At 72.9% G+C, this 25568-nt stretch carries 21 protein-coding genes; 2 read left to right on the top strand and 19 right to left on the bottom strand.

Annotated elements, in window-relative coordinates:
- Positions 1-86: 86 nt before the first annotated feature.
- The 15 genes from ABZ234_RS10130 to ABZ234_RS10060 form a co-directional block, all read right to left on the bottom strand.
- Positions 87-1847: a hypothetical protein gene (locus ABZ234_RS10130; RefSeq protein ID WP_355011741.1), complete on the bottom strand. Its 1761-nt coding sequence runs from the start codon at positions 1845-1847 to the stop codon at positions 87-89.
- 69 nt (positions 1848-1916) lie between these two features.
- The gene (locus tag ABZ234_RS10125; RefSeq protein WP_267945812.1) at positions 1917-2795 is read right to left on the bottom strand and encodes a DivIVA domain-containing protein; all 879 of its coding nucleotides are present in this window, start codon (positions 2793-2795) and stop codon (positions 1917-1919) included.
- Positions 2796-2929: 134 nt separating this feature from the next.
- A complete protein-coding gene (locus ABZ234_RS10120) occupies positions 2930-3217 on the bottom strand; it encodes a YggT family protein (RefSeq protein WP_267945813.1) in 288 nt (95 codons plus the stop codon).
- A 39-nt stretch (positions 3218-3256) separates the two neighbouring features.
- Complete coding sequence (gene sepF, locus ABZ234_RS10115; protein ID WP_267945814.1) at positions 3257-3784, bottom strand: cell division protein SepF; 528 nt, start codon at positions 3782-3784, stop codon at positions 3257-3259.
- Positions 3785-3920: 136 nt separating this feature from the next.
- Positions 3921-4649: a YggS family pyridoxal phosphate-dependent enzyme gene (locus tag ABZ234_RS10110; protein ID WP_267945815.1), complete on the bottom strand. Its 729-nt coding sequence runs from the start codon at positions 4647-4649 to the stop codon at positions 3921-3923.
- Between the two features lie 155 nt (positions 4650-4804).
- On the bottom strand, positions 4805-5524 hold the full coding sequence (gene pgeF / locus ABZ234_RS10105) for a peptidoglycan editing factor PgeF (RefSeq protein ID WP_267945816.1): 720 nt from the start codon (positions 5522-5524) through the stop codon (positions 4805-4807).
- 137 nt (positions 5525-5661) lie between these two features.
- The gene (gene ftsZ, locus ABZ234_RS10100) at positions 5662-7137 is read right to left on the bottom strand and encodes a cell division protein FtsZ (protein ID WP_267950453.1); all 1476 of its coding nucleotides are present in this window, start codon (positions 7135-7137) and stop codon (positions 5662-5664) included.
- A 505-nt stretch (positions 7138-7642) separates the two neighbouring features.
- Positions 7643-8371, bottom strand: a complete 729-nt coding sequence (locus ABZ234_RS10095; RefSeq protein ID WP_267945817.1) for an FtsQ-type POTRA domain-containing protein — start codon at positions 8369-8371, stop codon at positions 7643-7645.
- Between the two features lie 26 nt (positions 8372-8397).
- Positions 8398-9864, bottom strand: coding sequence for a UDP-N-acetylmuramate--L-alanine ligase (gene murC, locus ABZ234_RS10090; protein ID WP_355011740.1), 1467 nt, complete (start codon positions 9862-9864; stop codon positions 8398-8400).
- Positions 9861-11021, bottom strand: a complete 1161-nt coding sequence (gene murG / locus ABZ234_RS10085; protein WP_267945819.1) for an undecaprenyldiphospho-muramoylpentapeptide beta-N-acetylglucosaminyltransferase — start codon at positions 11019-11021, stop codon at positions 9861-9863. The genes murC and murG overlap by 4 nt, the downstream gene beginning before the upstream one ends.
- Positions 11018-12418, bottom strand: coding sequence for a putative lipid II flippase FtsW (gene ftsW / locus ABZ234_RS10080; RefSeq protein ID WP_355011750.1), 1401 nt, complete (start codon positions 12416-12418; stop codon positions 11018-11020). The genes murG and ftsW overlap by 4 nt, the downstream gene beginning before the upstream one ends.
- Before the next feature lie 188 nt (positions 12419-12606).
- Positions 12607-14079 (bottom strand): UDP-N-acetylmuramoyl-L-alanine--D-glutamate ligase, encoded by a 1473-nt coding sequence (gene murD / locus ABZ234_RS10075; RefSeq protein ID WP_355011739.1) that lies wholly within the window; start codon positions 14077-14079, stop codon positions 12607-12609.
- A gap of 5 nt (positions 14080-14084) precedes the next feature.
- Positions 14085-15158 (bottom strand): phospho-N-acetylmuramoyl-pentapeptide-transferase, encoded by a 1074-nt coding sequence (gene mraY / locus ABZ234_RS10070; protein ID WP_267945821.1) that lies wholly within the window; start codon positions 15156-15158, stop codon positions 14085-14087.
- Complete coding sequence (gene murF, locus ABZ234_RS10065; RefSeq protein ID WP_355011738.1) at positions 15155-16603, bottom strand: UDP-N-acetylmuramoyl-tripeptide--D-alanyl-D-alanine ligase; 1449 nt, start codon at positions 16601-16603, stop codon at positions 15155-15157. The genes mraY and murF overlap by 4 nt, the downstream gene beginning before the upstream one ends.
- 372 nt (positions 16604-16975) lie before the next feature.
- Positions 16976-18643, bottom strand: coding sequence for a UDP-N-acetylmuramoyl-L-alanyl-D-glutamate--2,6-diaminopimelate ligase (locus ABZ234_RS10060; RefSeq protein ID WP_267945823.1), 1668 nt, complete (start codon positions 18641-18643; stop codon positions 16976-16978).
- 254 nt (positions 18644-18897) lie between these two features.
- On the opposite strand from ABZ234_RS10060, the gene mmuM reads away from it, so the two are divergent.
- Complete coding sequence (mmuM, locus tag ABZ234_RS10055; RefSeq protein WP_355011737.1) at positions 18898-19839, top strand: homocysteine S-methyltransferase; 942 nt, start codon at positions 18898-18900, stop codon at positions 19837-19839.
- 89 nt (positions 19840-19928) lie between these two features.
- Here mmuM and ABZ234_RS10050 read toward each other — a convergent pair whose 3' ends face one another.
- The 4 genes from ABZ234_RS10050 to mraZ all read right to left on the bottom strand — a co-directional run bounded on the left by ABZ234_RS10050 (position 19929) and on the right by mraZ (position 24131).
- On the bottom strand, positions 19929-21908 hold the full coding sequence (locus ABZ234_RS10050) for a penicillin-binding protein 2 (protein ID WP_267945825.1): 1980 nt from the start codon (positions 21906-21908) through the stop codon (positions 19929-19931).
- On the bottom strand, positions 21905-22330 hold the full coding sequence (locus ABZ234_RS10045; RefSeq protein WP_344180776.1) for a hypothetical protein: 426 nt from the start codon (positions 22328-22330) through the stop codon (positions 21905-21907). The genes ABZ234_RS10050 and ABZ234_RS10045 overlap by 4 nt, the downstream gene beginning before the upstream one ends.
- A gap of 9 nt (positions 22331-22339) precedes the next feature.
- On the bottom strand, positions 22340-23419 hold the full coding sequence (gene rsmH, locus ABZ234_RS10040) for a 16S rRNA (cytosine(1402)-N(4))-methyltransferase RsmH (protein WP_355011749.1): 1080 nt from the start codon (positions 23417-23419) through the stop codon (positions 22340-22342).
- A 280-nt stretch (positions 23420-23699) separates the two neighbouring features.
- Entirely contained in the window at positions 23700-24131 is a 432-nt protein-coding gene (mraZ, locus tag ABZ234_RS10035) for a division/cell wall cluster transcriptional repressor MraZ (RefSeq protein ID WP_267945827.1), read from the bottom strand.
- Between the two features lie 434 nt (positions 24132-24565).
- On the opposite strand from mraZ, the gene ABZ234_RS10030 reads away from it, so the two are divergent.
- The gene (locus tag ABZ234_RS10030; protein ID WP_267945828.1) at positions 24566-25558 is read left to right on the top strand and encodes a MoxR family ATPase; all 993 of its coding nucleotides are present in this window, start codon (positions 24566-24568) and stop codon (positions 25556-25558) included.
- The last annotated feature ends 10 nt before the right edge of the window (positions 25559-25568 follow it).

Raw genomic sequence — 25568 nt, 5'->3', positions numbered from 1 at the left:
GGCGGCCCCGGGGCCGCCGGACCGGGCCCCGACGCGAACGGGCGCCGTCCCCCCTGGGGGGCGGCGCCCGTTCGCGTGCGTCGGGGTCAGTGGACCTTGTCGGGGTCCTTGTCCGAGTCCTTGCCGCCGTCGAGGTCGGTGTCCCCGTCGAGAACGGCCGCGTAGGCGACGGCGTGGTCGTCCTCGGCGTCCTCGTCCTCGGCCTTGGCGGGCCGCTCGCTCCCGTCCGGCTCCGCGTCCCCGGCCCCGTCCCCCGGGCCGTCGGCCGCATCGCCCTCCGGCTCCGGACGGGTGGGCGCGGGGGTGGTGTCGGGGTCGGCGGTGCCGTCGGCCGCGGGGACGCCCTCCGCGTCATCGTCGCCGTCCCGGTCGGACCGCTCCGCGACCGCCCCGCCGTCCTCGGGCTGTGGCAGCCGGTAGCTGAACGCCGACGTCCGCCCGGTGTCCGCGGTCTCCCGGTCGCCCTCCGCCTCGTCGGCCCCCTCTTCCGCGGCATCGCCCCGGCCGGGCAGGCGGTAGGTGAAGGCCCCGTCCGCGTCGTCTGCGGACTCCGCCTCAGGGGCGGGGTCCCCGGTGTCCGCGGCCTCGGCTGCGCCGCCCGTACCGGCGGCGGGAGCGTCCTCGACGCGCCCGCCGTCCTCCGGCACGGGGTCGGCGTCCGTGTCCTGCGCCTCCGGGGCGCGGGCCTCCGCCGACACGCTCGTGTCGGTGTCGGTGTCGGTGTCGGTGTCGGTGTCGGTGTGCGCCGAGGGTACGGGTTCCGCCTCGGAGGAGGCGTGCTCGCGCTCCCCCTGCGCCGCGGTGTCGTCCGTGTCGGGCTCGGAGGCGGGGCCCTCGCCGTCGGCCGTGGACCCGGGTCCGGTGTCCCCGCCGGTCGCGGGCTCGTCCTCGCCGCGCTCGGAGTCGGCCTCCGCGTGCTCCACGGCCTGCTCGGCGCGCAGGGCCTCGTCGGCGTCCGGGCGGGCTTCCCCGTCGCCGTCCGCGGAGGCGTCGGGCGCCGGGGCCTGCGCCGTGTCCGGGTCGCCGGTCTCCGGGTCGTCCTCCGCCCGCTCGGTCCGGTCCGCCTCGCCGGGGATCCGGTAGGAGAAGGCGTCCGCCTCGGGGGCCCCGGCGCCCGCGATCCCGTCGTCGGGGTCCGCGGTCGCGTCGACCGGGGCGGCCCCGTCCTCGTGCGAGGAGCCCTGGCCGGGAATGCTGTAGGTGAAGGGGGCGGGGTCCAGTTCGGGCCCGTCGTCCCCCGTGTGGAGGCGGGAGGGTGCCTCTCCGTCCTCACCGGCCCGTTCACGGGCCTCGGGGATGTCGGCGGTGACCGCCGTGTCGGCCGGTTCCCCGTCCGTCCGCGCCTCGGAGGCGGGAGCCGCGGGGCCGGCCTCGGCCGGGGATCCCGCGCGGACGGTGCTCCCGGCGGGCGCCGTGTCCGGTTCCGGCCACTCGTGCGCGGTGGGGGTCTGCCAGCGGGGGACGTCGTACTCCGGTTCCCCGTGCCCGGCGTCGTCCGCGGCAGCCCAGACGGGCGTGTCCTGCGCGGGGGCTTCCCGTACCGGCCCTTGGGCCGGTACGGGAACGCGCCCGGAGTACTCCGGCACGACGTGGGGGCCCGCTGCCGTCGCCGCCGGAGTGGCGGCGCCGGTCGGGACGGACGACTTCCCCAAACCGTCCGTTCCGGGGCGACCCGTCCTGCTCTCGGCGATGCGTCCCTGGACCATGCCCCCCAGGAGGAGGAGGACGCTGGCGCCGGCCAGTCCGAGTGCGATGTACACCAGGACAGTCTCGGCGAGGGCCAGGGCAGCCGCGATGACGGCGATGGCCGCCAGCACCGCCACGGTTGCGAGGATGCTAAGGATCACGGGTCGACCAGGGCCTTTACACGTGTTGTATCCGGAGTCTTCAGTTGTTCGGAGCCGAATGCCGCTGGTCTAGCGACGCTCGTGCGGAGCCTCACCCGGGTGGAATCCACCGTGCTGGGCGGGCTCGGGCTGACCGAACGGGTTGCCGCCGGGGCCGTGCTGGAGAGCGGGGGCGCCACCGGCCTGCGGAGCCATCGTCTGGAAGCCGCCCGTGGTGTTCGGGTTCGGCTCGACGGGCTTGCCCTCCTCGTTCAGCTCGCGCAGCTGGCGCTCGAAGTAGTCCTTCAGACGGCTCCGGTACTCGCGCTCGAAGTCCTTGAGCACGTTGACCTTGTGCTCCAGCTCCTCACGCTGCTGCACCAGGCTGCCCATGACCTGGCGGTGGCGCTCCTGGGCGTCGCGGTCGAGGTTCTCCGACCGTGCCCGGGCCTCACCGATGATCTGGTCCGCCTGGCGGCGGGCCTTGCCGAGGATGTCCTCGGACTCGTGGCGGGCGCGGCCGAGGGTCTCGTCCGCCTCACGGCGGGCGTCGGAGATCGCCTGGTCGGCGGTCTGCTGGGCGAGGGCGAGGACGCGGGCGGCCGTGTCCATGTTCTCCTCACCGCCCATCCCCATGTTCGCGCCGGTCATCGGCATCTGCTGCTGGACCGGGGGCTGCGGCTCGACGGCCTGCGGCTGCTGGACGGGCTCCGGGCGCATCTGCTCGTGCTGCTGGGGCTCCGGCGCCTGGTCCTGGGGCTGCTGGAAGTCCTGCATGCCGGCGTTGGGCACCTTGCCCCGCAGGCATTCGGCCAGCTTGCCGCGCAGTTCCTCGTTCTCCTGGATCAGGCGGTCGAGCTCGGACTCGACCTCGTCGAGAAAGGCGTCGACCTCTTCTTCGTCGTACCCTGGCCGGAGCCGGGTCGTACTGAACTGCTTGTTCCGCACATCGGCGGGTGTCAGCGGCATGTTCGTCTCCTTGGCGCGCTTGGAGTCTGTCCGTAGGGACGCTACCTGATCGTGACCTTACGGCAATCCAGATCATGACCAAGACCACATAACGGAACCGGGGACCTGATACTTGCCCCCGCGCCCCTTCCCTGCTAGGCGAGGCTCCCGATGAGAGCCATCAAGATCCACACGATGATGAAGAGGACGAGGACACTCAGGTCGAGTGCGACGCTCCCCAGTCTCACCGGCTTGATGAACCGTCGCAGGAACCTCAGTGGCGGGTCGGTGACGGTGTACACGATCTCCGCGAGGACGAGGACGAACCCGGTGGGCCGCCACGTCCTGGCGAAGGACTGCACCATCTCCAGGACCACCCTCGCGATCAGCACGAAAACGAACAGCTGTAGCGCGAAGAGCAGCACTGCAACGACGATACTCACGGTCGTTCCCCGACCCAATCTCTGGACAAGTGTGATGGTCTAGCTCTGATTGAAGAACCCTCGCTCGGCGATCCGGGCCTTGTCTTCGGCGGTGACCTCGACGTTGGCCGGTGACAGCAGGAACACCTTGTTGGTCACGCGTTCGATACTGCCATGCAGACCGAAGATCAGACCAGCCGCGAAGTCGACGAGACGCTTGGCGTCGCTGTCGACCATCTCGGTCAGGTTCATGATCACCGGTGTGCCCTCCCGGAAGTGCTCTCCGATCGTACGCGCCTCGTTGTAGGTGCGCGGATGGAGCGTTGTGATCCGAGCGAGGTCGGCGGTTGAGGCAGTCGTGGTCGTTCCACCGCGTCGTTCACCTGTACTCAGGTAGTCGCCGGTGTCCGTCACTGCGGTGCCTCGTGTTTCCTCGCCACGCGGAGAATCCGCAGCGCGATCGCGCTGCTCCTCCACGGCCTCGTCGAAATCGTCGAACTCATCATATTCGTCCGCATAGCGGTGATCGTAACGGTCGTCCTCCACGAGGCCGAGGTAGACCGCCATCTTGCGCATCGCGCCGGCCATCTCATGTCCTCCGTCGTCCCCGCGGCCTTCACCGCAGCCGACTCCTCCGTACTGGCCCGCCGTCCCCGCGTTCCACGGGGTGGGGCGCCCTTTCGGGCGAACTCCACAGACGGGTTCCAAGGTCTATGTGGGGACATTACCCCACGATCGGTCCGCGGTTGCCGAGCAACGCCGTACCGAGTCGCACGTGTGTCGCTCCTCGCTCGATCGCCGATTCGAGGTCCGCGCTCATTCCCGCCGAGATCACCGTCGCCAGAGGATAACGATCACGGACACGACTCGCCACCCCGTGGAGGCGGGCGAAGGCCTCGGCCGGGTCGCCCCCTCGGGGGGCCACCGCCATCACGCCCCCGAGTGTGAGCGACTCGTGCGCCTCGATGTCGGCGGCGAGCGCGAGCGCGTCCTCGGGGTCGACCCCGCCGCGCGGCCCGATGACGCCGGCCCGCGAGTCGTCGTCGAGGTTCACCTGGACGAGGCAGGTCAGACCGCGTCCGGCCGCCGCCGCCCGCTCCCCCAGCGCACGGGCCAGCCTGGTGCGGTCCACCGAGTGCACGACGTCGGCGTAGGAGGCCACGGAGCGTGCCTTGTTGGTCTGCAACTGCCCGACGAAATGCCAGGTCAAGCCGAGGTCAGCGGTCTCCGCCGCCTTCGGCGCGGCCTCCTGGTCCCGGTTCTCGCCGACGTCGCGGACACCCAGGGAGGCGAGAATCCGCACATCGTCGGCCGGATAGGTCTTGGTGACCGCGACCAGCGACACCTCCTCGGGCGCGCGGCCGGCGCGCGCGCAGGCCTGCTCGATCCTGGCCCGCACGGCCGCGAGGTTGGCGCGGACCTGCTCGACGCGAGCTGGGTCGACGTGTGGCACGGTGCTCCTTCTCTTTCCCCGTCGGGTGGGTCCCCGGGGTCCGATGCGGTCTCCGGGGTCGTGGGGCCCGCGTTTCGGACGCGTCACCGCAGGAGGGGAGGTCCCTGGCGGTTCCGGCGGGTTCCGAAATCCATCCTGGCGGCCCGGTACGACAGTCAGGAACGCCAGATGAACGAGGCGAATCTTCCGGTCGGCGCGCCGCCCCGGTGGGAGAACAGCTCAGGGCTCTCCAGGGTGCAGCGGCCGTCGGCCCGGACGTCGGTCACACCGGCCCGCCGCAGCTGGGCGGTGACGGCCGCGAGCATGTCCACCCCCGTGGTGCCCTTCCGGGTGGTGGAGGCGGCCTCGGGGGTGTCCCGGGCCGTCTCGGCCTGCACCTCCGGGGGCACCTCGTAGCACTTGCCGCAGATGGCCGGACCGAGGAAGACGGTGATGCGGTCGGCACGGGCCCCCTGGCCGACCATCGACCCGACGAGGTTGGCCGCCACGCCGTTCGCCGTCCCGAGGCGGCCCGAGTGCGCGGCCCCCAGGACACCCGCCTCGCCGTCGGCGGCCAGGACCGGCAGGCAGTCGGCGGCCATCGAGGCCAGGACCAGGTCGGGGCGGGTCGTGACGACCCCGTCGCAGGTACCCGCCCCACCCGGCGCGTCCGCGACGAGCACGTCGGCGCTGTGCACCTGGTTCATCCACACGACCCGGTCGATGTCGAACCCCAGGCCGGCGGCGGCGGTCCGCCTGTTGGCGAGGACGGCCTCCCGCACGTCGCCCGAGCCCAGCCCCAGGTTGAGCGAGTCGTACGGCGGGGCGCTGACCCCGCCGTGCCGTTCGGTGACGGCGGCACGCACGCCGTGCCCCAGATCGATGACGTTGCCCATCCGTGTGACCGCGGTCCTTCCCTCGGCCCGCCGGGACGGCGCCGGCGCGGCCGGCGCGCGCTTCCCCGGGGGCGGCGACGGCCCCGCCGCATGGGTCGGGGCCGCTGACACGTCGATGGTACCGGGACGGTGGTGCGCTACTTCAGGAACTCGGGCACGTCCAGGTCGTCGGGGTCGTCGAAGATGACCCGGCGGCGGGGCGTGGGCACGTCCCCCCGCCGTTCGGCGGTGGAGTCGGAGACGGCGTGGACGGGACCGGACTGGACCTCGCCGTGCTGCGAGGGCTCCTCCCGCTCCCCCGCGGGCCGCCCCTCCTCGGAGGACCCCGCCGGGGCGGGCGCCTCGTAGGAGGCGTGGGACTCCGAGCCGTGGGCCGGGGTCTCCGTGCGCGGCTGCTCGACCGGGGCCTGCTCCTGGCGGACGGGCTCCGGTTCGGACGGGAACCGGACCGGCGGCATCTGCGCGGACGCCGCCTCCGGCTCGGTCCGCTCCGGGCGGGAGGGCGTGATCCACGGCATGGAGGTGGCCGCCGTCCCGCCCGCGTCACCGGCGGGGGGCGTCACCCTGGTGGGCTGCTGCTCCCTGCGCGACGCGGAGCCCGCGGTGTGGGCGACGGCCTCAGGAGGGTCCACCGGCTGCCGCTCCCGGACCACGGGTCCGGTGACCTCGGGTTCGTCGAACCCCGCCGCGATGACGGTGACCCTCACCTCGTCGCCCAGGGCGTCGTCGATGACGGCGCCGAAGATGATGTTGGCCTCGGGGGCCGCCGAGTTCGCGACGAGCTGCGCCGCCTCGTTGATCTCGAACAGGCCCAGGTCGGAGCCGCCCTGGATGGACAGCAGCACCCCGTGGGCGCCGTCGATGCTCGCTTCGAGCAGCGGCGAGGAGATGGCCATCTCCGCGGCCGCGACGGCCCGGTCGTCCCCGCGTGCGGAACCGATGCCCATCAGCGCCGACCCCGCCCCGGACATGACCGACTTGACGTCGGCGAAGTCCAGGTTGATCAGGCCCGGCGTGGTGATCAGGTCGGTGATGCCCTGCACACCGGAGAGCAGCACCTGGTCCGCCGCCTTGAAGGCGTCCAGCACGCTGACCTGGCGGTCGGAGATGGACAGCAGCCGGTCGTTGGGGATCACGATGAGCGTGTCGACCTCCTCGCGGAGCATCGCTATCCCCGACTCGGCCTGGGTCGCGCGCCGCTTGCCCTCGAAGCCGAAGGGGCGGGTGACCACGCCGATGGTGAGGGCTCCCAGGGAGCGGGCGATGTTGGCGACGACGGGAGCGCCCCCGGTGCCGGTGCCGCCGCCCTCACCAGCGGTGACGAAGACCATGTCGGCCCCCTTGAGGACCTCCTCGATCTCCTCCCGGTGGTCCTCGGCCGCCTGGCGGCCGACATCGGGGTTGGCTCCGGCTCCCAGGCCGCGTGTGAGCTCTCGGCCGACGTCGAGCTTGACGTCGGCGTCACTCATCAGCAGCGCCTGGGCGTCGGTATTGATGGCGATGAACTCGACGCCTTTGAGCCCCTCTTCGATCATTCGGTTGACGGCGTTGACACCGCCGCCGCCGATGCCGACGACTTTGATGACCGCGAGGTAGTTCTGCGGTGCTGCCACGACGAGGGGCCTTTCCGCTCGCATACGCCGTTCCGTGAACGCTCCGGTGGCTCTCGCCACCGGGTACGCCTCCGGACCGGCATCCGGTTCTACAGTGTGCGTTTCGGGTCCCTGCGACGGCGTTCTCGACGCGTTTGTCCGGGGACCCGGGGTCACCGGAGCCGTTGCGATCCTGCCCGGGGAGGGCTGGCGCGATCCGCTGTAGGAGCGGAGCAAAACGGTTCCTGCGTACCCCGAAAAGCGTGTTTTGCTGCTTTGTTGACGTTGGCTGTGCTTCCCGACAGTAAGCGGACCGCCGACCACGGGCAACCGATGACGAGGTCAGCCTAACGGCGTATAACGCAAGGAAGCGATGTGCGCACTCGGCGCGTCGCGTCTGGAATGTCCCCGCCGGATGCCCGGGAGTCCGTCCGGAACCCCCTCACGGGCGCGCTGCGCGGCCCGCCGGACGGCGGTTCGACTTTCCGTGCCACGCCTCTTCCTTTGCCTGGAGCTGGGTACTTCTTCACCGTACGATGGCGAGATCGGGGGTTCCGACGTCGTAGACGCGCCCCTCCTCGGGCGGGTGCTCGCGCAGCAGCACGCGCAGGACGTCGCTCTTGTCCGCGGTCCCCTCGGGCGTCCCCCACTCCACCGTGGAGCCGTTGCCGAGTGCGATGGTGATCGCCCCGGGGTCGGTGGCGTCGATGAGCTGGATCTGGGCGATCAGCGAGTCGGGCGCCGCCTCCACGATGTCGGCGGCGGCGCGGACCGCCTCGTTGCCCTCGACCTCCCCCGTGACCCTGACCACGGGGTGGGTGCCGGGACGGGTCTTCGAGTCCTCGATGCGCACGCCGTCACCGTCCACGAGCCGGTACTCCTCCCCCACGGGGACTGCCAGCACGGGCTGGCGCTCCACCACCTCGACCTCCAGGGTCGCGGGCCAGCCGCGTCGCACCGTGGCCTCCTCCACGAGCGGGAGGGACTCGGCGCGGGCGCGGCTCCGGTCGAGGTCGACCCTGACCAGGGGGGTTCCGGTGGCCACGTCCACCGCGGACACCACCTCCTGCGGCGACATCCGGTCCAGCCCGGTGACCGCGACGTCGCGGACCACCAGCAGGCGGGAGCCGAGCAGCACCCAGGTGACCACGCAGACCAGCGCCACCACGAGCAGCGCCACGAAGGCGACCTTCCACGGATCGGATCCTCCCCGTGGTGCGGCCCCGTCCGCCGCCCCGCCCTCGTCCGCGCTCACCCGTGTCCTCTTCTTCTCTCCTGCGCCTACCGGCTTCCGGGCGCTTCGTCGGCTGCCTCGGCGATCGCGTCCACGATCAGCGGCCCCAGCTCGGTCACGTCCCCCGCGCCCATGGTGAGGACGATGTCGCCAGGCCGGGCCAGCCCGGCCACCGTCCGCACGACCTCCTCGCGACCCGGCACGTACCGCACCCGGTCGTGGGGGACGCGGGAGGTGATCAGCTCGCCGGTGACCCCGGGCTCGGGGTCCTCCCTGGCCGCGTAGACCTCCATCACCACGACCTCGTCCGCGAGGCCCAGCGCGGTCGCGAACTCCTCGGCGAAGATGCGGGTACGGCTGTACAGGTGCGGCTGGAACAGGGCGACGACCCTGCCCCCGGGCACCGGTCCCCCCGCCTCGCCCGCGTCCTCGGCGAACGAGTCCAGCGCGGCGCGCGTGGCCCTCAGGTCGGCCTCGATCTCGGTCGGGTGGTGGGCGTAGCTGTCGTAGACGGCGACGCCACCGGCCTCGCCCTTGATCTCGAAGCGGCGCGCGGCCCCCGCGAAGTCCGCGATGCCCTCCACCGCGACCTCCAGGTCGTGGCCGAGCTCGTCCGCCACGGCGACGGCCGCGGCGGCGTTGAGCACGTTGTGCCGGCCGGGGACGGCGAGCGTGCCGTCGATGGGCTCGCCCCCGGCGGTGCGGATCGTGAACTCGGTGGTGAAACCGCGGGCGCGCACCCGGGTGACCCGGTAGTCGGCGTCCTCGGCCTCGCCGTAGGTCAGGACCTTCTTGCCGCGCTCGCGGGCCAGCTCCGCGACCTGCCGGGCGCCCGGGTCGTCGATCCCGACGATCAGGGTGCGTCCGACACGGTCGACGAACGCCGCGAAGTTGGCGTGGATCTCCTCGATGCCGCTGTAGTTGTCGAGGTGGTCGGCCTCCACGTTGGTGACCACGGCGACCTTCGGGGAGAGCATGAGGAAGGAGCCGTCGCTCTCGTCGGCCTCCACGGCGATGACCTCGCCCAGGCCGGCGTCGGCGCCCAGGCCGGTGGTGACCAGCTTTCCGCCGATCACGTAGCCGGGGTCGACCCCCAGGTGCTGGAGCACCACGGTGACCATGGAGGTCGTGGTGGTCTTGCCGTGGGTGCCGGAGACCGCGATGCCCTCGCGGCCCAGCAGGAGCGCCCCCAGGGCCGCCGCCCGGGGCAGGACGCGCAGGCCGCGGCGGCGGGCCTCGACGAGTTCGGGGTTGTCCTCGCGGATCGCGGAGGAGACCACGAGGGTCTCGGCGGTGCCGAGGTTGCCCGCGGCGTGGCCGACGTGGACGTCGGCGCCCATCTGCTCCAGCTCGCGCAGGGTGTCGCTGTCACGGGCGTCGCTGCCGGACACCTCCACCCCGGACTGGAGCAGGACCCGGGCGATGCCGGACATGCCGGCCCCGCCCAGGCCGATGAAGTGGGTGCGGCCGAGCTTGTCGACGGGAACCGGCTCGGTCGGGCGGACCAGGCTCATCGGGCGTCCTTCCCGTCGTCGTAGAACGCGTCCTCGCCGTCGTCGTCGGACAGGGGGATCTCGGGGGTGGGGCGGTCGCCGCGGGCGACGGCCATGACCTCGCGGGCGAGTGCCATGTCAGCGTCGCGGCGGCCCATCCGGGCGGCGGCCTCGGACATGGCCACGACCCGGTCGGTGTCGGTGAGCAGCGGGATGAGCTGGTCGACGATCCACTCCACGGAGATGTCCGCGTTGTTGATCATCAGGCCCCCGCCCGCCTGGACGATCGGCTCGGCGTTGAGGGCCTGCTCGCCGTTGCCGATGGCCAGCGGGACGAAGGCGCCGGGCAGGCCGACGGCGGTCAGCTCGGCGCAGGTCATCGCACCGGAGCGGCACATGGCGACGTCGGCGGCGGCGTAGGCCATGTCCATGCGGTCCACGTAGGGGACGGCCACGTAGGGCACGCCCGCCTGGGTGAGGTCCTGGGGCTCCTCCGCGTTCTTGGGGCCGACGACGTGCAGGACCTGCACGCCCCGGTCGCGGAAGGCGTCACGGGAGGCGAACGCGGTCTCGTTGAGGCGCTGCGCGCCCTGGGAGCCGCCGAAGATCAGCAGGGTGGGGAGGTCGGGGCGCAGGCCGAAGTAGGTGCGCGCCTTGTCGCCCATGGCGAGCCGGTCGAGGGTGGTGATCTGCTGGCGCAGGGGGATGCCGACGAAGCGGCCGTTGCGGATCTGGGTGTGGGGGTGTCCGGTGAACACGTGCGGTGTCATGCGCGCGCCGAGCCGGTTGGCCAGGCCCGGGAGGGGGTTGGCCTCGTGCACGACGATGGGGATCCGGCGCCGGCGCGCCGCCAGGTAGCCGGGGGTGGCCACGTAGCCGCCGAAGCCGACGATGACGTCCGCCTGCAACCGGTCCAGGTGTTCGCCCGCCGCGCTCAGCGCGCCGGCGAGCTTGCCCGGGACGCTGAGGAGCTGCGGGGTGATCTTGCGGGGCAGCGGGACCGCCGGGATCAGGCCCAGCTCGTAGCCGCGCATGGGCACCAGCCGGGTCTCCAGACCCCGCTCGGTTCCCAGGCAGAGGATCTCCGTGCTGGGGTCGATGCGTCGAAGCGCGTCCGCTAGGGAGAGCGCGGGCTCGATATGCCCGGCCGTGCCGCCTCCGGCGAGGGCTACCCTCATCGTTGCCGATTCCTCCTTGGCCGGTCACCCGCCGGGACCGGTCCGTTCCTGTGCTTGGCCGTTGTCCTGCCGCCACGGGGGCCCGGCGTACGCGGACCCCGTCCTGCGGCGACGCGCCTGGAGACCGTTCCGCCCCGGTTGTTCATCGAGGCCACGAAGTTCTCCAGGCCCAGCCAGCTTAGAGCCCTTTGTACCTGACTCGGACCCCGGGCCTCCAGCGCCCTGGCGGCCTGGGGCTCGGCCTTGGCGAGCGCGAGGAGCACGCCGAGGGCGACCATGGTGGTGATCAGCGACGAACCTCCGTAGGAGACCAGGGGCAGGGGGACGCCGGTGACGGGCAGGAGCCCGATGACCGCGCCCACGTTGATCATGACCTGTCCCATGAGCCAGGTGACGATCGCGAAGGAGGCCAGGCGCGGGAACGGCTCCTTGACCCGGGTGGCCACCCTCAGGCCCGCGTAGCCGAGCACGCCGAACAGGGCGAGCACGAGGAGGGTCCCGATCAGGCCGAACTCCTCCCCGATGATCGCGAAGACGAAGTCGGACTCGGCGAAGGGGAGGAACCCCCACTTCTCCCGGCTGGCCCCGATGCCGACGCCGAAGATCCCCCCGGTGCCCAGCGCGTAGAGGCCGTGCAGTGACTGGTTGCCCGAGCCCAGCGGGTCGGCCCCGGGGTCGAGGAAGGAGGTGACGCGCGCCATCCGGTAGGGCTCGATCGCGATGACGATCACGGCGAGGGCCAGGACGAGGCCGAACATGGTGACGAAGAGCTTGCCCGGCGCCCCCACCACCCACAGCAGGCCCAGGAACGTAATGAGGAACACCAGGGCGGTGGAGAGGTTGGACCCGAGGAGGACCAGGAGCACCAGGAGCCCGCACCCTGGCAGCAGCGGGATGAGGAGGTGCCGCCACTCGGTGAGCTCGCGCAGCTCGTCCTTGCGGGCGAGGATGTTGGCGCCCCACAGGGCGAAGGAGAGCTTGGCGGGTTCGGAGGGCTGCACGACCAGGCCGCCGACGTCCAGCCAGCGGGTGGCGCCGTTGACCTCCACGCCCTGGAAGACGGTGAGCAGCAGCAGGGCCACCGAGAGGATCATGGTGGGGTAGCCGACCAGGCGGAACAGCGCCTGGGGCATGTGCGAGGCCAGGATCATGAGGGGCAGGCCCACGACGGCCGACACCAGCTGCTTCTGGAAGAGCGAGAAGGAGGAGCCGGTCTCGGTGATGGACTTGACCATCGTGGAGGACAGCACCATGACGAGGCCGAGGGCGATCAGGAGGACCGCCGTGCCCAGGATGAGGTAGTAGGAGGTGAGGGGGCGGTCGAGGGACCTGGCCCACTCACGCCACAGGGCGTGCCCGCGCCCTCCGGCGTCCGTCCTCGCCTTGGCCCGGGCCATTCCTGGAACCGCTGTCGTCGCCATCCACACCCTCCGCACGATTCGCGCCTCAATACTGGCGCACGCCCGGGTCGGGAACCGTGGACATTTCCCGCGTGTTGGCCATCTTTGGCGGCCGGCCGGGTGGCGGTGGGCACAGCGGACGCCGCCCGCGCGGACTTCGTCACGTACGGGCGGCGTCCGGTCACTCAGGGCAGGCGGCTCACGGCCTCGGAGAACAGGCGTCCGCGCTCGGGGTAGTTGGTGAACATGTCCATGGACGCGGCGGCCGGTGCCAGCAGCACCGTGTCGCCCTCGCGGGCCATGGCCGCGGCCTCGGCGACCACGGCGTCCATCACCGTGTGGCCCTCGGGCGCGTCCGGGGCCGGGCCCTCGACCTCGACCACGGGGACGGAGGGGGCGTGCTCGGCCAGGGCCTCGCGCAGCCGGGCCCGGTCCGCGCCGATCAGCACCGCGCCCCGCAGCCGACCGGCCGCCGCGGCGACCAGGTCGTCGACCGCGGCGCCCTTGAGCAGGCCGCCGGCGATCCACACCACGGACGCGTAGGCCCCGAGCGAGGCCGCCGCGGCGTGCGGGTTGGTCGCCTTGGAGTCGTCCACGTAGTCGACGCCTCCGACGGAGGCCACGTGCGCGATGCGGTGGGGCTCGGGCCGGAACGCTGCCAGGCCGGCCCGCACCGACGCCGGCGCGACGCCGATCGAGCGGGCCAGCGCCGCCGCGGCCAGGGCGTTGGCGACGTTGTGCGGCGCGGCCGGGCGGACGTCGGCGAGGGTGGCCAGCTCCTCGGCGCTGCTGCCGGGGTCGGCGCAGAAGGCGCGGTCGACGAGCAGGTCCTCGACCACTCCCAGTTCGCCGGCCCTCGGGGTGTCCAGCCGGAAGCCGACGAGCGGGGCGTACGGATCGCCGTCCTCCTCCGCCAGGCGGACCGACCAGGCGTCGGCCGTGTTGGCGACCCGGATCGTCCCGGGCGCGAACACCCTGCCCTTGGCCCGGGCATAGGGGTCGAGGCCGCCGTGCCAGTCCAGGTGGTCGGGGGCCACGTTGAGGACGGTGGCGGCGTGCGGGCGCACGCTGCTGGACCAGTGGAGCTGGAAGCTGGACAGCTCCACGGCCAGCACGTCGTGCACGTGGCCGTCGGCGTCGGGCAGGACCGCGTCGACGATCGGCGTGCCGACGTTGCCGACGGCGAGCGCGTCCCGGCCGTCCGCGCGGAGCATCGCCTCCAGCATCCGCACGGTGGTGGTCTTGCCGTTGGTCCCGGTGATGGCGAGCCACACCTGGTCCGCGGGCTTGAGGCGCCAGGCCAGCTCGACGTCGCCGATCACCTCGGTCCCGGCCTCGGCGGCCCGGACCAGGAGCGGGGAGTCGGGGCGCCAGCCGGGCGAGGTGACGACCAGGTCGCAGCCCTCGGGCAGCGGGGTCCCGCCGAGGACCACCTCGGCCCCGGCGTCGGCGAGTTCGGCGGCGACCGGCCGGACGGTGTCGTCGTCGCGGCCGTCCACGACGACCACGCGGGCCCCGCGGGCCAGGAGCGCCCTGGCGACCGGGGGCCCGGACACTCCCAGACCGGCGACGCAGACCAGCCGTCCCTCCAGACCGGCCCCGCTCGGAGCGGGGTCGGCGGCGGGACCGGGCTGTGTGTCGGAAGAGTGGTGCGGCATGCCTTCTACCTTGGCATCCATTCGAGATAGAAGAGTCCGATGGCGATCGCCACGAACAGGCCCTGGATGATCCAGAAGCGGATCACGATGGTGGGTTCGGCCCACCCCTTGAGCTCGAAGTGGTGCTGGAGCGGCGCCATGCGGAACACGCGTTTGCCGGTGAGGCGGAACGACGTGATCTGGATCATCACCGACATGGTGATGATGACGAAGAGGCCGCCGATGAGCAGCAGCAGGAGCTGCGTGCGGGTGGTGATGGCCAGGCCCACGATGAGGCCGCCCAACGCCAGGGAGCCGGTGTCGCCCATGAAGATCTTGGCGGGCGGTGCGTTGAACCACAGGAAGCCGATGCACGCGCCGAGCGCCGCGGCGGCCACCACGGCCAGGTCCAGGGGGTCGCGGACCGTGTAGCAGCTGTCCGAGAGGTAGGACACGCACGACTGGCGCAGCTGCCAGTTGCCGATGATGACGTAGGCCACCAGGGACAGGATGGTCGCGCCGGTCGCGAGGCCGTCCAGGCCGTCCGTCAGGTTCACCGCGTTGGAGAAGCCGACGATGAGGAAGAGCGCCCACAGGATGAACAGGCCCAGCATCAGCGGGGGCCCGAAGTCGCGCAGGAAGGACAGGCTGGGCGCCGCGGGGGTGTAGCCGTACCCGTTGGGGAACTGGGTGACCCCGTAGGCGAAGCCGATGCCGATGACGGCCTGGCCGACCATCTTCGCGCCGCTGCGCAGGCCGAGGCTGCGGCGCTTGTAGATCTTGATGAAGTCGTCGAGGAAGCCGACGCAGCCCATGCCGACGAACAGGAACATCACGAGCAGGCCCGAGGCGGTCGGCCCCGTCGAGGAGGGCTGCACCAGCCACAGCACCAGGTGGGAACCGAAGTAGCCCACCACCGCGCCGAGGATGACGACGATGCCGCCCATGGTGGGCGTGCCCTGCTTGGTCTTGTGGCCCTCGGGTCCGTCGTCGCGGACCTCCTGGCCGAACTTGAACCGGTACAGCAGTTTGATGAGCGGCGGCATCAACGCCATGGAGACGATGAGCGACAGCGCCGCCGCGATGGAGATGCCGATCACTGGACATCACCCTTGGTGATGAGGTCGATAACCCTTTCGAGCGCTGCCACCCGCGATCCCTTCACAATGACGACGTCTCCTGTGCGCATGCGTTCGCGCAGCGCCGCCGCGGCCGCCCCTGCGTCCGCGACCCGGATGCACTCACCCCGCCACTGCCCCTGCCGGGCAGCGCGTTCGGCGCCGACGGCGATGCCCTCGGCCGCCTCTCCGACCACGATCAGGTGGGCCACGCCCGTGCGGGCGGCCAGCTCGCCGATCTGCTCGTGTTCGGCTCCTCCGTCCTCGCCGAGCTCCGCCATGTGGGCGAGCACCGCGATGGAACGGCGGTTGCGGGCGAGCGCTTCGAGTGTGGTCAGCGCGGCCCGCACGGACTCGGGGTTGGCGTTGTAGGCGTCGTTGACGAGCGTGGCACCGTCGTGTTCGGTGACCTCCATCCGCCACCGGCTGACCGGGGTCGCGGCGCCGAGGGCGGCGGCGACGGCGTCGATGTCCATACCGAGTTCGTCGGCGACGGCGGCGGCGGCCAGGGCGTTGTGCACCTGGTGCGCGCCGACGAGCGCCAACCTCACCGGGGCGGTGCGACCGCCCAGGTGGAGTGTGAAGGAGGGGGCGCCGGAGTCCCGGAGGACCACGTCGGTGGCGCGCACGTGCGCGTCCTCGCCCTGTCCGTAGGTGACGACCCTGGCCCGGGTGCGCGACGCCATCGCGCTCACCCGGGGGTCGTCGGCGTTGAGGATCGCGACACCGCCGGAACCGCGGTCCGCCGAGCCGGGCGGCAGTGCCTCGACCAGCTCGCCCTTGGCCTTGGCGATGGTGTCGCGGTCGCCGAACTCGCCCATGTGGGCGCTGCCGACGTTGAGGACCACGCCGATCCTGGGCGGGGCGACCTCGCACAGGTGGGCGATGTGCCCGACGCCGCGCGCGGAGACCTCCAGGACCAGGTTGCGGGTACCGGTGTCGGCGCGCAGCACGGTGAGCGGGTGGCCGATCTCGTTGTTGAAGGAGCCGGCCGGGGCGACGGTCGGGCCCAGCCCGCCGACGACCTGGGCGATGAGGTCCTTCGTGGTGGTCTTGCCGGAGGACCCGGTGACCGCGACGACCTCGGCCGCGTCCGCTCCGCGCCGGACGTCGCCGAGCTCCCGCGCCACGTACCGTGCGAGCCGGGCCAGGGCGGCGACGACCCCGTCGTCGCCCCCCTCCGCCAGCAGGTGCGGGGCCGCGACGGGGCGGGAGGCCAGGACGGCCGTCGCCCCGGCCGCGACCGCGGGTCCGGCGAAATCGTGTCCGTCGACGTGCTCCCCGGTCAGGGCGACGAAGAGCGCGCCTGGCGCTGCCTGCCGCGAGTCGATGACTACGGGACCGTCGACGACGGCGTCGGGGCGCGCTGATCCGCCGATGGCGGTTTGGGTGATCTCAGCGATCCGATCGAGCGTGAGCGCGATCAAATCCACTCCTCATGTCAGGCCCGGCCCACGGCACCACAGGGGCTGTTGGCCACCGGCCGGAGTCAGGTCAGGGGATGGCACCGCGGATGCCGTGCGCGCGGTGCCGCGCCGGCTCACCGGGGCCGCGTCGGCGGGCTACGCCATGGGCGCCACCGTGGGCGGTCGGGCTGCGATTGCCGGACCTACCTTAGAACACATTGCGGTGTCCGGGGTCCCGCCGGGCCCTGTGTGGAGCAATATGGTCCACTTCGTGACCGGCAGTGTCCGTGTGACCAGTGATCCGCGCGCCCCGGGCGGCGGGGACGCACGAGGGGCGCGGACGGTGTCCGCGCCCCTCGTCCCGAACGGAGGCCGCCCGGGAGTGTTGTCGGGTCATCCCTCGTCAGGGACCCTGTGGATGTCCTGGAGGGCGACGCCCAGCCGTTCGCGGGAGCTCACGGCGAGGTGGTCGCCGATGGCCCGGCGCAGCACCTCCCGGTCGTCGAAGGGCAGCACTTCGCCCTTGACGTACTGGCCGGTCTCGTGGCCCTTCCCCGCGACGACGATCACGTCGCCCGGGCGGACGCGGTCCACCGCGATGCGGATGGCCTCGGCCCGGTCGAGTTCGACCGTGACGTGGGCGCGCTGGTCCTCGGGGACCTTGGCCACGCCTTCGAGCATCGCCGCGGCGATGGAGACGGGGTCCTCGGTGCGGGGGTTGTCGTTGGTGATGACCAGCTGGTCCGCCAGGCGCGCGGCGGCCTCGCCCATCAGGGGGCGCTTGGCGCGGTCGCGGTCGCCCCCGCAGCCGAGCACCATGGTCACGTAGCCGTCGGTGGTGGAGCGGAGCGCGGTGAGGACCGCCTCGATGGCACCGGGTTTGTGGGAGTAGTCCACGAGCGCGGTGAAGTCCTGGAAGGCGCGGGGCACGTCGTCGACGACCACGGGCTCCATGCGTCCGGGCACCCCCGGGGCGGCGGCGACGCCGGCGATCGCGGTCTCCAGCGGCAGGCCCGCCTCGACCAGGCCGACGATGGCGGCCATCGCGTTGGAGACGTTGAACGGCCCGGGCAGGCCGACGGAGGCCTCCGCCTCCATGCCGCCCGGACCGACGATCCGGAACCTGCTGCCCGTGGCCCCCAGGTCGACGTCCACGGCCCGCCAGTCGGCCTCCATGGCCGTGGCCGGGTCGGCGTCGGTGCAGCCGTCCACGGCGAAGGTGGTGACGGGGATCGTCCCGTCGGCCTGCACCATGTCCACCAGGGCGCGGCCGAACCGGTCGTCGGCGTTGACGACCGCGATGTCGCAGTACTCGGGGGTGAACAGCCGCGCCTTCGTGTCGAAGTAGTCGCGCAGGTCCGAGTGGAAGTCCAGGTGGTCCTGGGACAGGTTCGTGAAGATCGCCACGTCGTAGCGGGTTCCGCCGACCCGGCCCAGGGCGAGGGCGTGGCTGGAGACCTCCATGGCTGCGGCGGTGACGCCCTCCTCGCGCATGAGCGCGAACAGGCCGTGCAGGTCGGTGGCCTCGGGGGTGGTGAGGGAGGAGGCGACCCGCTCGTCCCGGACGCGCATCTCCACCGTGCCGACGAGGCCGGTGGTCATGCCGGCCCGGCGGAGCCCGGACTCGACCAGGTACGTGACCGTGGTCTTGCCGCTGGTGCCCGTGGTGCCGATCAGCAGCAGGTCCTGCGCGGGCTCCTTGAAGACCCAGGAGGCCGCCGTTCCGAGCGCGGCCCGCGCGTCGGGGACGACGATCACGGGCAGGCCGGTCGCGGCGGCGCGCTCGGCCCCGGCGGGGTCGGTGAGGACGGCGGCGGCTCCCGCCTCGGCCACCTGCCCGGCGAAGTCGGCGCCGTGGGCGCGCGTTCCCGGCAGCGCCGCGTACAGGTCTCCGGGGCCCGCCTTCCGTGAGTCGTGGGTGATGCCGCGTACGTGCACCTCCCTGCCGGGCACCTCGGCCGTGTGGTCCGCGCCGAGGTCCGGGCGCAGGAGTGTGGCGTCCGGCCCGAGCAGCGCTGCGAGGGCGGACAGGGGACGAAGTGGCGTGTGTTCAGGTCGCATTACCGGTGGCACGTGTGGAGGTTAACCGCTGCGGACGACCGGTCGGTAATTTCCACGCTGCGTGCGGCGGGGATTCTCCGGCGGGGCCCCGAGGCTCCCCGGCCCTCCCGCCCCCGGTCGGCGCCGGGACCGGGCGGGGCACGCCTCGGGGCCGCGGACCGTGCCCGGAGGACGGGAACCGGGATCGCGGCTCCCGGGGACCGGCGGCCGCGCCCCGCCGCGCCTACCCTGGAAGCCTCACGGGGGAGGGTGGAGTGGTCCGAACGGTGCCGGGCGCGTCCGGCGTCCGTCCGCTGGTGCTCGACGGCGGGCTGGCGACCCGCCTGGAGTCCTACGGCGCCGACCTGCGCGGCGGCCTGTGGTCGGCGCGGCTGCTGGCCGACGGGCCCGAGCTGGTCCGCCGCGCGCACCGGGACTACTTCGAGGCGGGCGCCGACGTGGCGATCTCCGCCGGGTACCAGGCGAGCATCCCGGCCCTGGAGGCGCGGGGGCACTCGCGGCGCGAGGCCGCCGGGCTCCTCGCCAGGTCCGTGGAGCTGGCGCGGGCCGAGCGCGACGCGTTCGGCTCGGGCCTGGTCGCCGCCGGGGTGGGGCCCTACGGCGCGGCCCTGGCGGACGGGTCCGAGTACACCGGCGACTACGACCTGGACGAGGACGGCCTGTACGCCTGGCACCGCGAGCGGTGGCGCGTGCTCGCCGGCGCCGGGGCGGACCTCATGGCCTGCGAGACGGTCCCCTCCCTGCCGGAGGCCCGTGCCCTGGGCCGGCTCCTCACCGAGGTTCCCGGGCCGCGCGCGTGGATCAGCTTCTCCTGCCGCGACGGAGAGCACCTCAACGACGGCACCCCCCTGAGCCGGGCGGTCGCCGAACTCGCGCCGCTGCACGCGGCCGGGAGGCTCGTCGCCGCGGGCGTCAACTGCACCGCTCCCCGCCACGTCCCCTCCCTGGTCCGCACGGTGGCCGCGGCGGGCCTGCCCGCGGTCGCCTACCCCAACTCGGGGGAGAGCTGGGACGCGTCCCTCGGCCGGTGGACGGGCGTCGGCGATCCGGAGGGGTTCGGCAGGGCCGCGGTGTCCTGGTACGAGGCCGGAGCGGTGCTCGTGGGCGGGTGCTGCCGCACCGGCCCCGAGCACGTCCGCTCCGTGCGCGCCCGCCTGGACGCGCACCTGGGCCGCAGGGCCGGCCGGCGCCCCTGACCCCACGGGTTCCGCGGACCGGGGCCGGGCGCGGCGGCCCGCGTGCCGGGCCGGGGCGCGTTGCGCGGACGCCCCCGGCGGGCGGCGCGCTAGCCCGCGTCCTCCTCGAACAGCCGGATGGCGGGCGGGTCGGTGTCCGTCGGCGGGACCTTCAGGGACTTCAGCGCGAAGGACATGATGTCGTTGAACACCGGGCCGGCCGCCTCGCCGCCGTAGTAGGTGCCCTGCGGGTTGTGCAGGACCACCTGGACGACGATCTCCGGGTCGTCGGCGGGCGCGAAGCCGGAGAAGGACGCCGTGTACCCGCCGTCCTCGTAGGTGCCCGTCTCCGGGTTGATGCGGTTGGCGGTGCCCGTCTTGCCCGCGACCCGGTACCCGTCGATGCGGGCCTGCGGCGCCGTGCCCTCGTCCCCGGTGACCGCCTCCAGCATGAGCGCGAGCTGTTCGGCGGTCTCCTCGCTGAGCACGCGGCGCTGCTCGGGCTCCTCCGCGGGGGTGAACTCCCCGTTCGTGTCGACCGTGCCCGCGACCACCGTCGGCGCCACCCGCACGCCCCCGTTGGCGACGGTGGCGTACACCGAGGCCATCTGGGCGGCGTTGACCGTCAGGCCGTGCCCGATGGAGACCGACGGGAGCTGCGTGCCCCACCAGTCCTCGGGCGCCGTCAGCACGCCGGCCTCCTCCCCCGGCAGGTTCAGCCCGGTCGGCTGGCCGAGCCCGAAGTCCTCGATGTAGGAGTGCAGGACCCCGGCCCCCACCTGGTCGGCGATCTTGATCGTGCCGACGTTGCTGGACTGGGCCATGATGCCGTTGACCGTGAGGCGCTGCGTGCCGTTGTTGCTGGAGTTGCGGAAGGTCTGGTCGTAGTACTGGAGGGAGTAGGGCACGGTGTACACCGTCTCCGGCTCGGTGAGCCCCTCCTCCAGCGCCGCGCCGACCGTGATGACCTTGTTGGTGCTGCCCGGCTCGAAGGTCTCCGCGACCGCCCCGTTGGACCACTGCTCGGGTCCGGTGGAGTCGATGTCGGCCTGGGAGTACGTCGGGAAGTCGGCCATCGCGAGGATCTCCCCGGTGCCGACGCGCTCCACGACGACGCTGCCGGCGACGGCGTCCAGCTCCTCCACCCTGTTCGCGAGGGTCTGCGCGGCGTACCACTGGATGTCCTGGTCCAGGGTCAGCCGGACGTCCTGTCCGGGCACGGGCTCGCTGACCAGGCCCCCGGCCATGGGGATCTGGGTGCCGTCGATGCCGACCTCGACCTGCCGCCGGCCCGACTCGCCCGCCAGGGTGCTGTCGAGGTAGCCCTCCAGGCCCTCCAGGCCGTGTCCCTCCGAGCCGACGAACCCGACCAGGTCGGCGGCCCCCGTCTCCTCGGGGTAGACGCGGTCGTAGGCCACCTCCGCGCCCACGCCGGACAGGCCCAGGTCGCGCAGCCCCTCCCAGTCGCGCGGCAGGACCTTCGTGGCCACCACCTGGTAGCGGGAGGGCCGGGCGTCGACCTTCTCGGTGACCTCGGCCTCGTCCAGGCCGAACCGGGTGACGAGCTCGTCGACGAGCTGGTCCCGCTCGTCCTCCTCGACCTCCTCGGGGTCGACGAAGACGTTGCGCACCTCCACCGACAGGGCGAACGGGTTGCCCTCGGCGTCGGTGATCTCGCCGCGCAGGGTGGGGATGTCGATGGTCTGGAGACGGGTCTGCGAGGCCGCCTCGGCGTACTGCTCCGCCTCCAGGCCCTGGATCTGCACCAGGCGACCGGCGAAGAGGAGCATGATGACGACGATCAGCACGCCGCCGAACTTGATCCGGCTGCGCGGCTCCCCCCGCCGGAAGGTGCGGCGCAGCAGGGGCGGGGGCGGGGGCGGCCCCGACCTGCGGCGCGCGGAGCCCCGCTCCCCGCCTCGCCCACCGCGCGCGGAACGCCCCTCGGACCGTGCCGAGGAGCGTGCGCGGGTGCCGCCGTCGGGGCGGCGCGGTTCACGCTGGGGGCGCTTGCTCGGCCCGGCCCCGGAACGGCCCGCCGCTCCGGGCCTGCGGGGGTCCCGGGGACGCCGGTCCCTCGGCGCGCTCACTCACCGCTCCCGGCGCTCCCGGTGATCTCACCGTTCTCGGGGTCGAGGAAGAGCGGGGCCTCACCCTGCTCCATGCCCATGGCCTCGGCCTCCTCCGCGATCCGCTCCGAGGCCTCCAGGCCCGCGACCGTGTTGCGGCGCTGCTGCTCCTCGTAGGCCAGCTCCCGGTTCTCCGCCTGGAGGCTGGCGATGGTGAAGGCCTCCTGGGCGACGACGCTGCGCAGCACCAGCAGGGCGACCAGCGCTCCGCCCAGCAGGCACAGGACGAGGAGGACGAAGGGGATGCGCGGCGCCGGGCGGGCGCGCGCCGCCCCGGCCTTGCGCCCGGGGGCGCGCCCGGGCGAGGCGGGGGCGGCTCCCCCTCCCTTCCCGCTCCCGCCCTTGCGGGCCGGTGCCCGGCGCGTGTCCGTCCTCGTGCTCATCTGGTCTCCCTACTGCCGCGGCGGCCGAACCCGTTCGGCCGCCCGGAGGCGGGCCGACTGGGCGCGCGGGTTGCGTTCGTTCTCTTCGTCCGTGGGGAGCTCGGCCCCCCGGGTGAGGAGCCGGAGCTCGGGCTGCCTGTCCGGGAGGGGGACCGGCAGGTCCGCGGGCGTGGTGTCGGTGGCCAGCGCGGCGAGGGCCCTCTTGGTCATCCGGTCCTCCAGCGAGTGGTAGGACAGCACGGCGATGCGCCCGCCCACGCCCAGGCGGGAGACCGCCGCGGGCAGGGTGCGCTCCAGGATGGAGAGTTCGGCGTTGACCTCGATGCGCAGGCCCTGGAAGGCGCGCTTGGCGGGGTGCCCGCCGGTGCGGCGGGTGGCCGCGGGGATGGCCTCGCGGACCAGTTCGGCGAGTTCGCGCGTGGAGTCGATCGGGCCCTGTGCGCGCCGCCGCTCGATGGCCCTGGCGACGCGGGACGCGAAGCGCTCCTCGCCGTAGGTGCGCAGGACCCGCGTGAGTTCGCCGACCGGGTAGGTGTTGACGACCTCGGCCGCGGTCAGGGACTGGGTGCGGTCCATGCGCATGTCCAGCGGCGCGTCGTGGGCGTAGGCGAAACCGCGGTCGGTCTCGTCCAGCTGCGGCGAGGACACCCCCAGGTCGAGCAGGACGGCGTCGGCGCCGGAGACGCCCGCCTCGTCCAGCGCGCGCGGGATGTCGGAGTAGAGCGCGTGCACGAAGTGGGTGCGGTCGGCGTAGGGGGCGAGGCGCTCGGCGCTGCGCTCCAGGGCCGTGGTGTCGCGGTCGACCCCGACCAGGCGCATGGTGGGGCAGGCCTTGAGCAGGGCCTCGGAGTGGCCGCCCAGCCCCAGGGTGCCGTCCACGAGCACGGCCCCGGGCTCGGTGAGCGCGGGGGCCAGGAGTTCGATGATCCGGTCGAGCATGACCGGTACGTGCAGCGGGTCCGTCCCGGCGCGGGCCGCGGCGATGCGGTCCCCGATGCCGCTTCCCCGCCCGGTTCCGTCCCCGGTGTCCTGGTGTTCGCGGGCCGGGCCGTCCCCTTCGGGCTGCTCGTGCTGCCGGGTGTCCCCCATGCGGTGCTGTTCCTCCACGCTTTCGCCGTCTCCCCCTGGTCGCCGCGGTAGCGCCACGATGGTGCGCTCCGCGGTGTCCTTCGCGTGGCCCGGCCGGGTTTCGGCAAGGCCTTCCGGACACGGCCGCTATTGTCCACCGTTCGGCGGACCCGTGTTCACGACCTGGCACCGGGGAAGTCGCGCCAGCTCGTGTGCGCCGTGTCCGGAGGCCGTTGCCGACCCCCGGTCTGCAAGGGTGTGGACTGTCGTGCCGCTCGTTCCGGCGGTGGCTCCGCCGGGTTCACAGCACCCCGGGCAGCACCTCCTCGGAGAGCTGCGCGAAGGCCTGCTCCTGCTCGGCCTCGTACTCGGACCACGCGTCGGCGTCCCAGATCTCCAGGCGGGTGTTGGCGCCGATGACGACGCACTCGCGCTCGAGACCCGCGTACTCGCGCAGCTTCGACGGGATGGTCACCCTGCCCTGCTTGTCGCAGGTCTCGTCGGAGGCGCTGGCGAAGAGGACCCGGCTGTAGTCGCGAACGGACTTGGCCGTGACCGGGGTGCTGGCGAGCGCGTCGGTGATGCGCCGGAACTCCTCCGTCGGGAAGACGTAGAGGCAGCGCTCCTGGCCCTTGGTGACCACCAGACCCCCCGACAGCTCGTCGCGGTACTTCGCGGGAAGGAACAGCCGTCCCTTCTGGTCGAGGCGAGGCGTGTGGGTGCCGAGGAACACACTCCCACCCCCTCACTCCCCGAAGTGGAGAATTCACCCTCTCCACGATGCTCCACCTTACTCCACTCTTCCCCACCGTCAACAGCTCCAATCGGGATTCACACCCCGAAGAATCCACAAATGCGCAGGTCAGGAGGGTGGGGCGGGCGAAGCCCGCGCGGATGCCGCCGGGTGTCGTCCGGCACTCTCCCCCCACATACCCGCCGACCTGCGAAAACGACCCCTCCACGCGCACGGGCGCACGGAGGGGGCAGGGTGTGCCGCGTGGGCGCCGCCAATGCCCGGAAGAGCGATTCGGGCCCTTTGACCTCTTTGGTTGCCCGTGGAATCAATCGGCCGCCGATTCCGGCACTTTGGTTTGCAATCGCTCCGATTGGGCCTAGCCTCGGTTCCGAACACCGACACACGAAGCCATACGGAGCGGGAGGGGTCTCGTGTCACTCGGCACACACCACGGCGGTCGCGGGGGCGGTGTCCAGGAGGACGTCGGCGAGATCGTCGCCGTGGCGGACCGCGTCCGCGGCGCCATCGAGACGGTCATCGAGGGCAAGCCGGAGGTGCTGCGCATCGCCCTGACGGTCCTGCTCGCCGAGGGGCACCTGCTCATCGAGGACGTCCCGGGGGTCGGCAAGACCATGCTGGCCAAGGCCCTGGGACGGGCCGTGGACTGCTCCGTGCAGCGCGTCCAGTTCACCCCGGACCTGCTCCCCAGCGACATCACCGGCGTCAGCGTCTACCACCAGGACCGGCGCGAGTTCGAGTTCAACCCCGGTCCGGTCTTCGCCAACATCGTGCTGGGCGACGAGATCAACCGCGCCTCCCCCAAGACCCAGGCGGCCCTCCTGGAGTGCATGGCCGAGCGCCAGGTGAGCGTGGACGGGCAGACCCGCGCGCTGGAGCGCCCGTTCATGGTGGTGGCCACGCAGAACCCCTCCGACATGGAGGGCACCTACGCGCTCCCCGAGGCGCAGCGGGACCGGTTCATGGCCCGCGTGTCCGTCGGCTACCCGGCCCCGCAGGCCGAACTCGACATGATCGACTCGCACAGCTCCCGCTCCCCCCTGGACACCCTCGTCCCGGTGACCGACGCCGCACAGATCCGCGACCTCACCGACCGCGTGCGCGCGGTCCACGTCGCCCCCGGTATGCGCCGCTACGTCGTCGACCTGGTCAACTCCACCCGGACCAGTCCCGACCTGCGCCTGGGGGCCTCACCGCGCGCGACCCTGCACCTGGTGCGGGCGGCACGCGCGTACGCCGCCCTGGACGGGCGGCACTACGTCGTCCCCGACGACGTGCAGGCGCTCGCCGTCCCGGTGCTCGCGCACCGCCTGCTGCCCGCACCCGAGGCGCAGATGGAGCGCCTCTCCCCCGAGCAGATCGTCGCCAAGCTGGTCGCGCGCCTGCCCGTGCCCGGACCGCAGTAGCCGCGCCCCC

It is taken from the genome of Nocardiopsis sp. NPDC006198 (assembly GCF_040613895.1).
In the GTDB taxonomy this organism is placed as follows: Bacteria; Actinomycetota; Actinomycetes; order Streptosporangiales; family Streptosporangiaceae; genus Nocardiopsis; species Nocardiopsis tropica.
Note: the sequence above shows the minus strand (reverse complement) of the source record. Positions and strands in the feature narration are given on the sequence as shown.

What these genes read in the sequence shown, in the direction of transcription:
- ABZ234_RS10125 (WP_267945812.1), bottom strand. Translation starts at nt 2,795, where the DNA reads ATGCCGCTGACACCCGCCGATGTGCGGAACAAGCAGTTCAGTACGACC.
- sepF (WP_267945814.1), bottom strand. Translation starts at nt 3,784, where the DNA reads ATGGCCGGCGCGATGCGCAAGATGGCGGTCTACCTCGGCCTCGTGGAG.
- pgeF (WP_267945816.1), bottom strand. Translation starts at nt 5,524, where the DNA reads ATGGGCAACGTCATCGATCTGGGGCACGGCGTGCGTGCCGCCGTCACC.
- murC (WP_355011740.1), bottom strand. Translation starts at nt 9,864, where the DNA reads ATGAGCCTGGTCCGCCCGACCGAGCCGGTTCCCGTCGACAAGCTCGGC.
- murG (WP_267945819.1), bottom strand. Translation starts at nt 11,021, where the DNA reads ATGAGGGTAGCCCTCGCCGGAGGCGGCACGGCCGGGCATATCGAGCCC.
- ftsW (WP_355011750.1), bottom strand. Translation starts at nt 12,418, where the DNA reads ATGGCCCGGGCCAAGGCGAGGACGGACGCCGGAGGGCGCGGGCACGCC.
- murD (WP_355011739.1), bottom strand. Translation starts at nt 14,079, where the DNA reads ATGCCGCACCACTCTTCCGACACACAGCCCGGTCCCGCCGCCGACCCC.
- ABZ234_RS10060 (WP_267945823.1), bottom strand. Translation starts at nt 18,643, where the DNA reads ATGCGACCTGAACACACGCCACTTCGTCCCCTGTCCGCCCTCGCAGCG.
- ABZ234_RS10045 (WP_344180776.1), bottom strand. Translation starts at nt 22,330, where the DNA reads ATGAGCACGAGGACGGACACGCGCCGGGCACCGGCCCGCAAGGGCGGG.
- rsmH (WP_355011749.1), bottom strand. Translation starts at nt 23,419, where the DNA reads ATGGGGGACACCCGGCAGCACGAGCAGCCCGAAGGGGACGGCCCGGCC.